This is a genomic window from Kribbella sp. NPDC048928 (assembly GCF_043197975.1).
In the GTDB taxonomy this organism is placed as follows: Bacteria; Actinomycetota; Actinomycetes; order Propionibacteriales; family Kribbellaceae; genus Kribbella.
Genome location: NZ_JBICUC010000002.1, coordinates 293,927 through 307,396, shown reverse-complemented (window position 1 = coordinate 307,396; position 13,470 = coordinate 293,927). Strand labels below are relative to the sequence as shown.

15 protein-coding genes are annotated in these 13,470 nt (G+C 68.7%); 8 read left to right on the top strand and 7 right to left on the bottom strand.

From position 1 onward, the window contains the following. Positions 1–83 precede the first annotated feature (83 nt). Together ACGFI6_RS08255 and ACGFI6_RS08250 are read left to right on the top strand one after the other, a co-directional pair. The gene (locus ACGFI6_RS08255; protein WP_393116263.1) at positions 84–884 is read left to right on the top strand and encodes a methyltransferase domain-containing protein; all 801 of its coding nucleotides are present in this window, start codon (positions 84–86) and stop codon (positions 882–884) included. A gap of 412 nt (positions 885–1,296) precedes the next feature. Beyond that, the gene (locus tag ACGFI6_RS08250) at positions 1,297–2,049 is read left to right on the top strand and encodes a hypothetical protein (RefSeq protein ID WP_393116261.1); all 753 of its coding nucleotides are present in this window, start codon (positions 1,297–1,299) and stop codon (positions 2,047–2,049) included. Positions 2,050–2,275: 226 nt separating this feature from the next. Here the strand turns inward: ACGFI6_RS08250 and ACGFI6_RS08245 are convergent, their stop codons facing one another. The 3 genes from ACGFI6_RS08245 to ACGFI6_RS08235 all read right to left on the bottom strand — a co-directional run bounded on the left by ACGFI6_RS08245 (position 2,276) and on the right by ACGFI6_RS08235 (position 4,273). Next, positions 2,276–2,599, bottom strand: a complete 324-nt coding sequence (locus ACGFI6_RS08245) for a hypothetical protein (protein WP_393116259.1) — start codon at positions 2,597–2,599, stop codon at positions 2,276–2,278. Beyond that, positions 2,596–2,793: a hypothetical protein gene (locus tag ACGFI6_RS08240; protein ID WP_393116258.1), complete on the bottom strand. Its 198-nt coding sequence runs from the start codon at positions 2,791–2,793 to the stop codon at positions 2,596–2,598. The genes ACGFI6_RS08245 and ACGFI6_RS08240 overlap by 4 nt, the downstream gene beginning before the upstream one ends. Positions 2,794–3,070: 277 nt before the next feature. Beyond that, complete coding sequence (locus tag ACGFI6_RS08235; protein ID WP_393116256.1) at positions 3,071–4,273, bottom strand: MFS transporter; 1,203 nt, start codon at positions 4,271–4,273, stop codon at positions 3,071–3,073. Between the two features lie 62 nt (positions 4,274–4,335). On the opposite strand from ACGFI6_RS08235, the gene ACGFI6_RS08230 reads away from it, so the two are divergent. Both ACGFI6_RS08230 and ACGFI6_RS08225 read left to right on the top strand, forming a co-directional pair. Next, entirely contained in the window at positions 4,336–4,740 is a 405-nt protein-coding gene (locus tag ACGFI6_RS08230) for a helix-turn-helix domain-containing protein (protein WP_393116254.1), read from the top strand. Positions 4,741–4,799: 59 nt separating this feature from the next. Further along, positions 4,800–5,576, top strand: a complete 777-nt coding sequence (locus ACGFI6_RS08225) for a GNAT family N-acetyltransferase (protein ID WP_393116252.1) — start codon at positions 4,800–4,802, stop codon at positions 5,574–5,576. Between the two features lie 11 nt (positions 5,577–5,587). On the opposite strand, the gene ACGFI6_RS08220 is transcribed toward ACGFI6_RS08225, so the two are convergent. Further along, the gene (locus ACGFI6_RS08220; RefSeq protein ID WP_393116250.1) at positions 5,588–6,163 is read right to left on the bottom strand and encodes a TetR/AcrR family transcriptional regulator; all 576 of its coding nucleotides are present in this window, start codon (positions 6,161–6,163) and stop codon (positions 5,588–5,590) included. A gap of 37 nt (positions 6,164–6,200) precedes the next feature. Between ACGFI6_RS08220 and ACGFI6_RS08215 the strand changes: the two genes are divergently transcribed. Further along, positions 6,201–6,581, top strand: coding sequence for a nuclear transport factor 2 family protein (locus tag ACGFI6_RS08215; protein ID WP_393116248.1), 381 nt, complete (start codon positions 6,201–6,203; stop codon positions 6,579–6,581). After that, positions 6,578–6,790, top strand: coding sequence for a heavy-metal-associated domain-containing protein (locus tag ACGFI6_RS08210; protein WP_393116247.1), 213 nt, complete (start codon positions 6,578–6,580; stop codon positions 6,788–6,790). Before ACGFI6_RS08215 ends, ACGFI6_RS08210 begins: the two co-directional genes overlap by 4 nt. Here the strand turns inward: ACGFI6_RS08210 and ACGFI6_RS08205 are convergent. Next, complete coding sequence (locus tag ACGFI6_RS08205) at positions 6,777–9,293, bottom strand: Tex family protein (RefSeq protein ID WP_393116245.1); 2,517 nt, start codon at positions 9,291–9,293, stop codon at positions 6,777–6,779. The genes ACGFI6_RS08210 and ACGFI6_RS08205 overlap by 14 nt on opposite strands. 155 nt (positions 9,294–9,448) lie before the next feature. On the opposite strand from ACGFI6_RS08205, the gene ACGFI6_RS08200 reads away from it, so the two are divergent. Then, positions 9,449–9,841, top strand: coding sequence for a hypothetical protein (locus ACGFI6_RS08200; RefSeq protein ID WP_393116243.1), 393 nt, complete (start codon positions 9,449–9,451; stop codon positions 9,839–9,841). Positions 9,842–10,135: 294 nt separating this feature from the next. Here ACGFI6_RS08200 and ACGFI6_RS08195 read toward each other — a convergent pair whose 3' ends face one another. Both ACGFI6_RS08195 and ACGFI6_RS08190 read right to left on the bottom strand, forming a co-directional pair. Continuing rightward, a complete protein-coding gene (locus ACGFI6_RS08195; RefSeq protein ID WP_393116241.1) occupies positions 10,136–11,617 on the bottom strand; it encodes a DHA2 family efflux MFS transporter permease subunit in 1,482 nt (493 codons plus the stop codon). A gap of 60 nt (positions 11,618–11,677) precedes the next feature. Then, positions 11,678–12,295 (bottom strand): YesL family protein, encoded by a 618-nt coding sequence (locus ACGFI6_RS08190; RefSeq protein ID WP_393116239.1) that lies wholly within the window; start codon positions 12,293–12,295, stop codon positions 11,678–11,680. Between the two features lie 75 nt (positions 12,296–12,370). Here ACGFI6_RS08190 and ACGFI6_RS08185 point away from each other — a divergent pair, with 75 nt between their 5' ends. Further along, complete coding sequence (locus tag ACGFI6_RS08185; protein WP_393116237.1) at positions 12,371–13,453, top strand: substrate-binding domain-containing protein; 1,083 nt, start codon at positions 12,371–12,373, stop codon at positions 13,451–13,453. Positions 13,454–13,470 lie beyond the last annotated feature (17 nt).

Genomic DNA, 13,470 nt, shown 5'->3' with positions numbered 1-13,470 from the left:
TCAACATAATGGGGCATCCCGGGGCATTCACGGGAATTTCGTCTGGCCTCCCCGGATGTGGGATCGAGGACCATGATGTGGGCATGGGCGGAGATGTTGACGTGGACGAGGTGCGGTACGACGCCGAGGCATCCCAGCAGCTCGAGTCGGTGTACATGACCGAGGATGTCGCGGAGCAGCGCCGGGCGGTGCGGGCGGCGCTCGCGTTGCGGCCAGGCGATCGCGTACTGGACGTCGGTGTCGGACCGGGGCTGCTGGCCGCAGAAATGGCGGCGGAGGTCGGTCCCGACGGGAGGATCTGCGGCATCGACATCAGCGACAGCATGCTGGCGATCGCGCGGACCCGTGCCGACGTACCGAACGGGGCCGGGATCGAGCTCGAGCAGGCGTCGGTCGACCGGATCCCTTATCCGGCGGAGAGTTTCGACGTGGTCGTCTCCACGCAGGTCTTCGAGTACCTCGACGACGTGGCCGGCGCCCTGCGCGAGGTACGGCGCGTGCTCAGGCCGGCGGGTCGCGTCGTGCTGCTCGACACCGACTGGGGTTCGTTGGTGTGGCGGTCGACCGACGACGAGCGGATGACGCGGGTGCTGACCGCGTTCGAGGAGGACCTGGCCGATCCGCATCTGCCGCGCACGCTCGCGGACGTACTGGCGAAGACCGGTTTCACGCCGACCCATCAGCAGGTGGTGCCGATCCTCAACACCGAGTACGACCAGCGCACGTTCAGCGGTGGGCTGATCGACATCGTGTCGGACTTCGTGCCTGGTCACGGCGAGCTGACGGCGGCCGACGCGCGCGCCTGGGCCGACGACCTGCGCAGTCTCGGCGACAGCTATTTCTTCAGCCTGAACAGGTATCTGTTCGTCGCGTCCGCGCTCTGAAGGACCGGAGCTCGGCGGGTGCGTCCTGGGAGTGACACACCCGCCGGGCCGGTCGTTCTCCCGCCCCTCAGTGGGAGAACTCGCGGCTCGGTGAACACCACCCATGCCCGAATGGCACTGACCGAACCGCGGGACCACCTAGAGGTACCCCAGGTTCGGGCCGCGCACACATCGCGGCACGCACTCCGGACAGAAAACTTGACGTTCCTCAAACCTTCGGCGGTCCCTGACCCGGCAACGGCCTACGCTAGGCGGCGATTTTCGCGCCGGGGCGCGAACACCCAGGGGGAAGGAACGGCGATGCCGGAAGCGTACGACGACGAGCTGACCGAAGCGCAGCTGGACGAACTGGAGGCCCTCGGTGCGGCCGAGGACGCCGACCGGATCCTGACCGCCGAAGGTGGCGAGAAAGATGCCTGAGGCAAGGATCTCCTGGCGCGGCTTCACGATGAACAAGCGCACCGTGGCGATGATCGAGGCCGCCGAGCAGCTGTACCACTCGAAGTTCGCGATCCTCCAGGGGTCGTACAACGCGGGCGGCGTGGAGGCCTCGGCCGGGACCCACGACGGCGGCGGTGCGGTCGACATCGACGTACGGACGAAGAGCGCCGCGCAGCGGGTGGCGGTGGTGAAGGCACTTCGGCAGGTCGGGTTCGCCGCCTGGCTGCGGACGCCGGCGCAGGGCAACTGGCCGTACCACGTGCACGGGATCGCGGTCGGCGACAAGGACCTGTCGCGGGGCGCCGCGGTGCAGGTCACGGAGTACCACCGGAAGCTGAACGGGCTGGCCAACCGCGGCAAGGACGACGGGCCGGCCGGGTACTACGGCATGACCTGGGAGTTGTACCTGAAGGCGCACCCGCCGAAGCAGCCGGTGCCGGACTCGACGATCTCGCTGGCCGCGATGGCGTACGCGCGGACGCACGACGCGATGAACGGGGTGTGGGGCGCGGATCGGGCGCGGGTGATCGCTTGGGCGGCGCATCCGCGGGTCGGCGCGATCACGAAGGCGGAGACCGTACCGGCCGCGGGTGTGTCGTGGCATCTGCACTTCCAGCGGGTGATCCGTAAGGTGCAGCTGCACTTCAAGCTCGAGGTCACCGGCATCTTCAACAACGCCGTAGCCGCCGAGATGAAGCGCTACGGCTACAAGATCGTCGCTTAGAACTTCGCAACGACAAAGCCCCACCGGTAGCAGCCGGTGGGGCGCGCTCGTCTCTCTCTTCTTTCCTTCCCTCCACGGCGGCAATGACAAAGCCCCACCGGTAGCAGCCGGTGGGGCCTTGGTGGTCCACTACCGCCCGGGCATTCCCGGTGCAGCTGTGGAGGTGGAGAGCGGAACCGACGCCGATGCAGGGGTCAAGACGTCAGCTCCGCTTGCCTGTGTGGAGTTATCTCGGGTCCGCCGCCCACACCTGGGTGTGGTGGAACTCGAGGTGCTGCCGTAAAGCCGTCGGAGTACTGCCCGGGTTGCCGAGCCCGAGATGGTTCATCGTCGGTACGACCACCGCGCGAACCTCGGACCGCTTCACCTCGTCGAGCAGTGCGTGGAACGCTGCGCTCTCGGCCGCGTCGCGCTCGGTGTAGACGGTCCCGAGGGTGAACCCCTCGGCAGTGGCGAAGGCGACGAGTGAATCCGTCGCCGCGGCCAGCTCCTCCGCGCAGCTCAGCGCGTCGGCCCGTACGTACCCGAGCAGCGTCGGCCGGGTGGTCATCGTTCGGCGCTGTCCGCTGGGTTGTCCTCGCGCACCGGCTCGCTCGTCACCCGGAGGGACGCGAACCGACGGCGCATGGCCTCTTCGTACTGCTCTGCGTGCTCGGCGTCGGTGGTGTGGTCCGCGATCGGATGCGCGCCGAACCAGACCCGCACCCGACGGTGCGTTGCGGGGGCTTCGAGCGTCTCGGTCATCGCGGTTCCTTCAGCAGTCTCGGACTCACCCCGGACGGCTTTGTCCGGCGTTGAGATAAAGAACACCAAACGTCGGGTCCCTTCGGAACACTTCCGAACTGACCTTTACAGAGCCCTAACGCAGAGTAGGGAAACCTTCGAACGTGCAGGTCAACGCGGTCTTCCGAGCGTCTCACAGGGTGGCTGAATCGCTGTCAAGAATGTTTGCAGGAATTTGCAGATCACGATTCGGCGTCGTGGCGGGTATTCGATCCGCGCCGAAATATATGACGTCCTGCTAACCCTTTGTGTGCGGTTGTCTACGGACCGGCAGAAAATGTGCCGGATGCCGCGGTACGACGGCCAGCGTCAGGCCCGCGGCGCCGACCGCGAGGGCCGCGAGCAGGTTCAGCGTCACCGGGAGGCCGATCACGAGAGTGGCCGCCGGAGCGGCGAGACCACCGATCAGCAGGGCGAGCGAGTCTGCCGCGAAGAAGATCGCGCCGACGCTCGCCAGCACCTCGGACGGCGCCGAGCGCTGGATGGTGGTCCCGGCGGTGATCAGCAGGATGCTGCCCGGGAAGCCGATCAGGACGGCGGCGGCGATGGCGAGCGGGATGTTCGGGGAGTTGAACAGCGCGAAGTACGCGACAGCGCTGCCGAGTTGGGTCACGGTCAGGAGTTCGCGGGTGCCCAGTCGGCGGGCGGCGCGCGTGCTGAGCGCCGCGCCCAGTAGGTAGCCGGCTCCGAGGCCGGAGATCAGGTAGCCGACGACATACCCCGGCGCGTGCAGGCGGTTCACGGTGAATGGCACGAGGAGTGCTGTGAGGCCGGCGTTCGCGGTCAGGAAGACGGTTTGGCCGATCAGTACGCCTCGGAGCGCCCGGTGCTCGACGCTGGCGCGGAGTCCTTGGAGGGCGTGCGGTGGTACGGCGGCGGGTGCGTGCCGGCGGGTACGGACGGTCGCGATGGTTGCCGCGGACAACAGATAGCTGACGATGTCGACGGCCAGCACGAACTCGATCCCGGGCCCTGCTAGGAGTAGTGCGCCGAGTGGGGGCGCGGCGAGCCGCAGGACGCTTCCGGTGACGGCGTTCAGGGCGTTGGCGGCCGCCAGTTCGTCGCCGGTGCCGACGACGGCCGGGAGCAAGGCGCGCGCGGCGGGGCGGAAGACGGTGGTCGCGGTGTTCTCGAGCAGGATCGCGAGGTAGATCAGCCAGACGTGGTCGCGGTCGGCGAACAGGATCAGGGCGACCGTGGCCGCGCTGACGAGATCGGCGATCCACATCGCGCGGGCGAGGTCCCAGCGATCGAGCAGTACGCCGGCCCATGGACCGATGATCAGCGCGGGGAGGGCCTCCAGGGCGAGCGTCAGGCCGGTGGCGATCGTCGAGCCGGTCAGTGTGAAGACGTAGAACGGGATCGCGACCACCAGTAGCCACGAGCCGATGCCGGAGACGGCGCCGCTGAGCCACAGCCGGCGGAAGTCACGATTCCTCACGGCTCGAGAATCTATCTTGATGAGATAGACGTGAGCAAGAGTGTTTTGTGAGAATAGGTTTCATGGAGCTGGGTGAAGTACTGCGGGATCGTCGGAAGGCGGCCGGGCGAACGATCGCGTCGGTGGCTGTCGACGCGGGGCTGTCGGTGCCGTACATCGCGAACCTGGAGAACGGGCGCGGCAACCCGACGGTCGCCGCGCTCGACCGGCTCGCGACTGCGCTCGGCGCGCGCCTCGACGTACGGATCGGCGACGAGGAACCGGCACCACCGCCGTCAGCCGGCGCCGAACTGGTGGCCGATTCGGACCGGGTCGAGAAGGTGCTAGCCCTGATCGCAGGCACCCGCTCCCGCGCCACCACCCGCCGCCACCTCATAGAAACCCTCAACGCCCTGGAAACCCTCCTAGGTCACCCCCCAACTCCCACAGACCTCAACCGCCTACTGGACCTCCTTCAACTAGCCTGACCGCTTGTTGTTGGCGAATGTGGTCGCGTTTGATGAGGGGGCGCCGTAGGGTCCGCGGCATGGAGATCGGGGCGCGGATTGCGCGGGCGCAGGTGGACGGGCTGTCGAGGTCGCGGCGGCAGATCATCGCGGGCCCGCTGGCGGGCATGCTGCACGAACGGGACGACTGGTACCTGTCGACGATGGTCGCCGCCGAGCCCGGCGAGCCGTTCGCCGCGGACGAACTTCAGTGGGCGCTTGAGACGATCCGCCAGGCGTTCGGCGCCGAGGGCCGCTGGCTGAGTGCGGAGCTCGTCGACGAGGCGAACCCCGGCCTCGCCGAGGCGCTCGAGTCGCACGGGATGACGATCGTGTCCCGCCTGCCGCTGCTCGTGGTCGAGCCGGCCGAGCTGGTCGTACCAGAGCTCCCGGACGGCGTGACGGTCAAGGTCGTCGCCTCCGAGGCGGACCAGGAGGTCGCGAACGCGGTGTCCGGCGAAGCGTACGAGATGGACGGCTCCGGGTTCGCATTCAAGCCGGATCCTGCCGACGGTGGCGCCGTACTGGTGTTTGCGGACGACGTACCGGTGGCAACCGCGGCCTGGACTGCTGTGGCCGACGAGGTGACCGAGATCGCCGGGGTCGGGACGATCCACAGTCACCGGCGCCGTGGGTTCGGCGGAGTCGCGACGGCGTACGCAACGCAGAAGGCCTTCGAGTTGGCCGGCGCGACACTCGCCTGGCTGACACCGGGCGACGACGGCGCCGACCGCGTCTACCGCCGCCTCGCCTACCAGCCCAAGGCAACCGCCATCCACCTCGGCGACCCCGGAGGCCACCTAGCCGACCTCCGCTGAGTTGCGGGGCTTCAGGTCGGTTGCAGGAGGCGCGTGAGGGTCGTGTGCAGGGTCTTGTTGGCGGTCCGGGCGCTGAGGCCGCCTGCGCCCACGGACTCCCCGGCGGCGTGACCGAGCGCGACGAGGGTCGTGACGAGCCAGTGCGCGGGAAGCTCGCGGGTGATCTCCCCAGCGCGTTGACCGCGGCGGATCAGCCGCTCCAGCCGTTCCGTCACCGGATCATGCCGCTCGTCCTGGCCGGCCATCTGCGGCAGGTGCAGCAACAGCGGGTGCCGTTCGAACGCCCGCCAGGCAAGGTCGACGAGCCGCAGCACCTGGTCGAGCGCAGGCCCTTGGTCGAGGCCGAGGGCGTCGATCGCAGTCAGCGTCTCGGCGGTGAGCTCGTCGAGTACGGCGTTCAGGAGCGCATCCCGGGACGGGAAGTGCGCGTACACGGTCTGCCTGGTGACGTGGGCCGCCTCGGCGATCCGTTCGATCCCCGCATCGGGCTGGACGTCGAGCAGCGCGACCGCCGCGGCCAGGATCGCGGTCCGGCTGCGATCCGCGTCCGATCGGCGCCGACGTCGTACCGGCTTGTTCTCTGACACCTTGTCAAGGTTAGCGGAGCTGCTTATCTTTGACGGTATGTCAGATTTAAGCGCGCAAGAGTTCGTCGCGAACTTCTTTGAGTCGTTCACCCGGGAGGTCGTCGCGGGCGATGACGCCGGGGCGGTCGTGGACCGGTACTACACGCCCGACATCGAGCAGATCGCCGACGGCATCAGGCTCGACCGGCAGCGGCTGATCGACCACCTGCGGCCGGTCCGGAAGAACGTCGTCTCCTGCTCGTACGACGTCCACGAGGCGATCCGTACCGCGGACCGGGTGGCCGCGCGGTTCACGATCCACGCGGAGTTGCGGCGCGGGCGGTCGATCGCGACCGAGGTGTACCTGTTCGGTGAGCTGGCCCCGGACGGCCGGATGCGCCGTACGACGCAGGCGACGCGGGACGTGAGCACCCGATGACGAAGCTCCACGTGCTCGGCATGACCTGCTCGCACTGCGTCGGCTTCGTCACCGAGGAACTCGAGTCCGTCCCCGGCGTCGAGGCTGTCGTTGTCGATCTCCCAACCGGCACCGTCACCCTGACCACCACCCGCCAGATCCCCTCGTCGGAGCTCCGCACCGCAGTCGAGGCCGCCGGCTACGAGGTCGCCGATCTCAGCGGACAGTGAAGCCTGCTTTGCGGAAGGCGTCGGCGAGGGAGGTCTCGTCCATGGGGGTCTCGGGCTGGTTGCCTCGGTTGCCGGAGCCTCGGTTGCCGCCGCGGGCGCCGGAACCGCCGTTGCCGCGACTTTGGCCGTCGGAGCCGCCCTGTCCGCGACCTTGACCACCTGAGCCGCCTGGTCCACGGCCCTGGCCGCCGGGTCCACGCCCGCCTTGGCCGCCGCCCTGACCGCCGGGACCGCGTCCGCCTTGGCCGCCGCCTTGGCCGCGGGCGCCGCGTCCGCCTTGACCGGCTTCCTGGTTGCGGTTCTGGCCGCCGCGTCCACCTTGGCCGCCGGAGCCGACCTCGTCGTCGAGGCGCAGCGTCAGCGAGATCCGCTGCCGCGGGATGTCGACCTCCAGGACCTTGACCGTGACGATGTCCCCGACCTTGACGACCTCGCTCGGGTCTTTCACGAAGTTCTTCGACAGTGCCGACACGTGCGCGAGCCCGTCCTGGTGCACACCGATGTCGATGAACGCACCGAACGCGGCCACGTTCGTGACCTGACCCTCGAGCCGCATCCCCGGCTTCAGGTCGGCGATCTTGTCCACACCTTCGGCGAACACCGCGGTCTTGAACGCCGGTCGCGGGTCGCGGCCAGGCTTCTCCAGCTCGGCCAGGATGTCGGTCACGGTCGGCAGCCCGAACATGTCGTCGACGAAGTCCGCCGCCCGCAGCCGCTTCAGGTCCGCCGATCCGATCAGCGCCTTCACGTCGGATCCGGTCGCGTCCAGGATCCGCCGTACGACGGGATAGGACTCCGGGTGCACGCTCGATGCGTCGAGCGGGTCGTCGCCGTCAGGGATCCGGAGGAATCCGGCCGCCTGCTCGAACGCCTTCGGTCCGAGTCGCGCGACCTCGCGCAGCGCCGTACGGGACGCGAACGGGCCGTTGACGTCGCGGTGCTGCACGATGTTGTCGGCCAGACCAGGCGTGATGCCGGAGACCCGGGTGAGCAGCGGCGCGGACGCGGTGTTCAGGTCGACGCCGACCGCGTTCACACAGTCCTCCACGACCGCGTCGAGCGAGCGGGACAGCGAGTTCTCCGGGAGGTCGTGCTGGTACTGGCCGACGCCGATCGACTTCGGGTCGATCTTCACCAGCTCGGCGAGCGGGTCCTGCAGGCGGCGGGCGATCGAGACCGCGCCGCGCAGCGAGACGTCCATCCCGGGCAACTCCTGGGAGGCGAACGCCGACGCCGAGTAGACCGAGGCGCCGGCCTCGCTGACCACAGCCTTGGTGAGCTTCAGTTCCGGGTGCTTGGCGATCAGCTCCGCGGCCAGCTTGTCGGTCTCGCGCGACGCCGTACCGTTGCCGATGGCAATCAGCTCGACGTTGTGTGCGGCGGCCAGCTGGGCCAGCGTGGCGATCGACTTGTCCCACTGGTTCTGTGGCACGTGCGGGTAGATCACGCCGGTGTTGACGACCTTGCCGGTCGCATCCACGACGGCGACCTTCACGCCGGTACGGAAGCCCGGGTCGAGGCCCATGGTGGCGCGGGTGCCGGCCGGGGCGGCCAGCAACAGGTCGCGCAGGTTCGACGCGAACACCCGGATCGCCTCGTCCTCGGCGACCTGCCGCAGCCGCATCCGCAGGTCGATGCCGAGATGCACGAGGATCTTCGTCCGCCAGGCCCAGCGGACGGTCTCCACCAGCCACTTGTCGGCAGGGCGGCCCTGGTTCTCCACACCGACCTTGCGGGCGATCGTCGTCTCGTACTCCGTCGGACCGTCGACCTCGACGCCGGCGGGCAGCGGCTCGATGGAGACCGTGAGCACGTCCTCCTTCTCGCCGCGGAACAGCGCGAGGATCCGGTGCGACGGCATCTTCGTGAACGGCTCGTCGAAGTCGAAGTAGTCCGAGAACTTCGCGCCGTCGGTCTCCTTGCCCTCGCGGACCGCGGACGCCAGCCGGCCCTGCGTCCAGAGCCGCTCGCGGAGCTCACCGATCAGGTCGGCGTCCTCGGCGAACCGCTCGACGAGGATCGCCCGGGCGCCGTCCAGCGCGGCCTGCGGGTCCGGGACCTCGGCGTTCACGAACACGGCCGCGGCCGCGATCGGCTCGACGTCCGGGTCGGCCATCAGGCCGTCGGCGAGCGGCTCCAGGCCGTTCTCGCGGGCGATCATCGCCTTGGTCCGGCGCTTCGGCTTGAACGGGAGGTAGATGTCCTCCAGCCGGGACTTGGTGTCCGCGGCGAGGATCGAGGCCTTCAGCGCGTCGTCCAGTTTGCCCTGGCTCTCGATCGACTCGAGAACGGTCTGCCGGCGTTCCTCCAGCTCGCGGAGATACCGCAGGCGTTCCTCGAGGGTACGCAGCTGGGCATCGTCCAGCATGCCGGTGACCTCTTTGCGGTACCGCGCGATGAACGGGACCGTCGAGCCCTCGTCCAGCAGCGCCACCGCCGCCCGCACCTGATTCTCACCGACCTCCAGCTCCTCGGCGATCCGCTGCTCGATCGACTGCACCACCACTGTGTCCGTTCCCCTCTACGACCGACAACCGCCGAGCATTCTGCCCCGGCCAGGCCCCACATCCTTCCCCATCCCACCCCCCACCCCGAAACCCGTCCCATTCCCCCCCCCGCGTACAACCGTGCGATCATCCCCGCTGGGGAGGGGGACACATGGCGCAGTTCGACAGATTCATCGACCGCAGCTTCGCGGCACCGCCGACACTGGCGAGGATGTTCGGCGCGCTGGTCACGATCGCCTGGATCATCAAGGCGGCCGACAGCGGCCGCTTGGAGGACATCCTGATCGCCGTCTTCTTCGTTGTCATGCTGCTGCCTTCCGTCATCGGCCCAAAGCCGGGGCGCGCCTGGCTCGCGGTTCTGGAGCGGTATCCGATCCTCAACGCTGCCCTCACGTTCCTGCTCATGACCGGCATGCTGTTCGCGATGCTCGCCGAGTTCCTCGGTCTCGGCCGCCCGACCAGCATCCTCATCGCAACACCGGTGGGTCTGGTCCTCACCTTCATCGGCGCCCTCCGCCAACGAGCTCGCCTCCGGGCGGGCTGACACCGGACTGGACCTGTGGGTTCTCTGCTGGTATTAGAAGCGAGAACCGCTCGTCTCGTGCGTTCTCCGTTGTCATACGAGCAGAGAACCCTCAACGAGCGCGGATAACCCACCCAAGCCGCGCGGGAAGGTGTGCGGGAACGCGTTGGGGAGGATTTCCTGCCCGATCCGGGAAGTTTTCCTCCCCAACCCCAACCCCAACCCCAACCCCAACCTCGGCGTTGGCGCTCGCCCCCGGCCAGCCTGTCCACGTACTGCATCCCGTTCGGCGATCCACGACTCGACGATCTGAGGTCAGGCGGCTTCGAGTGCCAGTTCCGCCGGCTCGTCCGCGACCTGCTCCTTCGCGGGCCGCATCATGGTGACGGCGATCGCGACCGAGACGGCGACGATCACGGCGGCGATCCCGAAGGACAGGTGGTAGCCGTCGGTCAGAGCGTCCAGCGCGGGCTTCGCGCCGGCCACTGAGGCGGTACGCGTCGCGGACAGGGTTGCCAGGACGGCCAGGCCCAGTGCGGCCCCGACCTCGCCCATGGTGCCGATCAGCCCGGACGCCAGGCCCGCGTCCTCGGGCTTCACGTCCGACATCGACAGACCCATCAGCGCGGGGAAGCAGACGCCGCCACCCAGACCGAGCAGCGCCAGCACCGGCAGTACGTGGATGAAGTAGTTGCCACCCACAGGCGCCTGCGTGAACAGCGCCAGCCCGACGACGATCAGCGACAGTCCGGCGATCAGCGGGCGCCGCGGACCGAAGCGCATCACCAGCTTCTCGGAGTACTTCACCGACAGCAGCCCCATGACCAGCGTGGTCGGCAGGAACGCCAGCCCGATCTCGAGAGCGTCGTACCCGAGCACCCGCTGCAGGTAGAGCGACCCGAGGAAGAAGATGCCGAACATCCCGGAGCTGGACAGTGCCTGGATCAGGTTCGCACCGGTCAGTGTGCGGGAGCGGAAGATCCGCAGCGGGACCAGCGGGTTCGCAGCGGTCGCCTCACGGGCGACGAAGCCGGCCAGCAGCACCAGCGTCACCGCGGCCAGCACCAGCGTGCGCGGTGCGGTCCAGCCCAGCTCGGCGGCCGGCTTCACGATCGTGAACACGCCGACCATCAGCGCGCCGGTGATCAGGACGGCACCCGGTACGTCGGTTCCACGGCCGAGCCCGAGGCCCTTGTCCTTCTCGATGAGCTTCACGGCGAACGTGGTCGTCAGTACGCCGATGGGCAGGTTCACGAAGAAGATCCAGTGCCAGCTGATCGCCTGCGTCAGGACGCCACCGGCCAGCAGGCCGATCGACCCGCCGGCGGACGCGACGAACGCGTACATGCCGATCGCCTTCGCCTGCTCACGCGGCTCGGGGAACAGCGTGACGATCATGCCCAGGATCACGGCGGAGGTCAGTGCACCGCCGACGCCCTGGATGAAGCGTGCGATCACCAGTACCTCCTGCGAGCGGGCCAGCCCGCACAGCACGGAGGCGATGGTGAAGACGACCAGGCCGGCTGTGAAGACGTTCCGGCGTCCCAGGAGGTCGCCTAGTCGACCAGCCAGCAGCAGGAGGCCACCGAACGCGATCAGGTACGCGTTCACCACCCACGCGAGCGAGGAGTTGGTGAAGCCGAGGTCGTCCTGGATTGCCGGGAGCGCCACGTTCACCACGGTCACGTCGAGCACGATCATCAACATGCCCGCGCAGAGGGTGTAGAGGGCCAGCCAGCGCGAGCGGCCGCCCAGCGCGGCCGGCGTCGTCGCCAGGGTGTCGGTCGTCGCGTACATTCCGGTGCTCCTTGCAGTTCGTCGTAGTGGCCTTACACCTCTACGTCGAACTGGGAGCGCTCAGATTGACACGTCTTCAGAAGTTTTTTCGCGACGCGGGCGCGAGAGCCGGTACGCCGTGAGTGCCGGGACCAGACCGCTCCCTACAACGAGCAGTGTCGGCACCTGTGACGCCAGGGCGAACCAGGTGAGCAGTACGACGACACCGCCGGCCACGGGGAGCGGGCGGCGCAGCAGGAACAGGTTGGCGGACCGGAAGAGCGTCTTCATCGGGGCGGTCGGCGACGACTCGGGGAGGATCGCGAGCCCGCTCAAGTAGAGCCCGAGGATCATGCCGGTGAGCGGGATCAGGATCGCGAGCGCGAAGATCCGTACCGGTCCGGAGGCGTACGCCCAGAAGGAGATGCCGAACGCGAGCAGCAGCCCGCCCGTCCACAGGCCGAACCCGGGCAGCCAGTACTGCTTCATGGCCTGCCGGAACTCGGCGAAGAACCGGCGCAGCAACTTCGGCCGCTCCTGGCTGATCGCGTCCGGCAGTACGCGCTGCATCGCGAACGCGGCCGGGAAGAGCGTCAGGATGCCCAGGCTGATCACCAGGAACACCAGTTGCAGCATCAGCAGGTCACCGACCACGGCCAGCTTCGCCAGCACGGTGCTCGTCCGGTTCGCCTTCTGCACCGTGACCTCCTCGTTCCGTCGGGGCGGGTCCTGATCGTATGATCACGAACAATCACTGAGAGATCAGGGGGCCGCATGCTTGCACAGGAGCGCCACGAGCTGATCCTGCGCAGCCTGCGCCGGCACGGCCGGCTCCGGGTCGCGGACCTGGTCGCCGAGCTGGGCGTCTCCGCGATCACAGTACGCCGGGACCTGGCCGAACTGGACTCCGCAGGCCTGCTGCGCCGCGTGCACGGTGGCGCGATCGGCACCTCCACCGCCGACCGGTCGAGCCCCGGCAGCCGGCTCACGATCGGCATCGTGGTGCCCAGCGCCGCCTCGTACTACTCCGACGTGATCCGCGGCGCCGAGGCGGTGGCCGACCGGTACGGCGCCCGGCTGGTGCTCGGCACCTCCGGGTACGACGTGACGACCGAGCGGGAGCGCCTCGACAAGGTGCTCGGGATCGGGGTCGCCGGGCTGCTGCTCAGTACCGCGCTCGGCGACGGCGATGCGGAGCGGCTGGACTCGCGGCTCGACGACATCGACGTGCCGGTGGTGCTGATGGAGCGGGCGTTCGGCTTCCCGCACGTACGCCGCGAGCTCGACCACGTCCGGACCGATCATGCGTACGGTGCGATGCTCGCGCTGCGGCACTTCGTCGCGCTCGGGCACCGGCGGATCGCGATCAACCTGCAGGCCACGGTCACGGCGTACTGGCTGCGCCTCGGGATCGAGACCGCGGCGAAGGCGCTCGGCGTCGAGGTGTTCCTGTCGCCGGTCGACCTCCCGATGCGCGGCGACGACCCGGGCGCGGTCGCCCAGCTGGACGCGTTCCTGGCCGAATGCGAGTCGTTCGGCAGCCGCGCCGTCCTCGTGCACTCCGACGAACACGGCGCCAGCCTGGTCGAACGCGCGATGGAGCTCGGCCTGCGCGTACCCGAGGACCTGGCCGTGATCGCCTACAACGACGTCACCGCCTCACTGGCCGTCGTACCGCTCACCGCCATCGCCCCACCCCGCCGCGGCCTCGGCGAAACCGCCTGCGACCTCCTGCTCCGCAAACTCCAGTACCCCAACACCCCCACCCAGCACCTGAGCCTCCTCCCCACCCTCAACATCCGAACCTCCTGCGGCGCCGCCGAGGTGGAACAGCACGCCTCGACGCCCCGGGCTTGATCGAATGTGATCGTTCG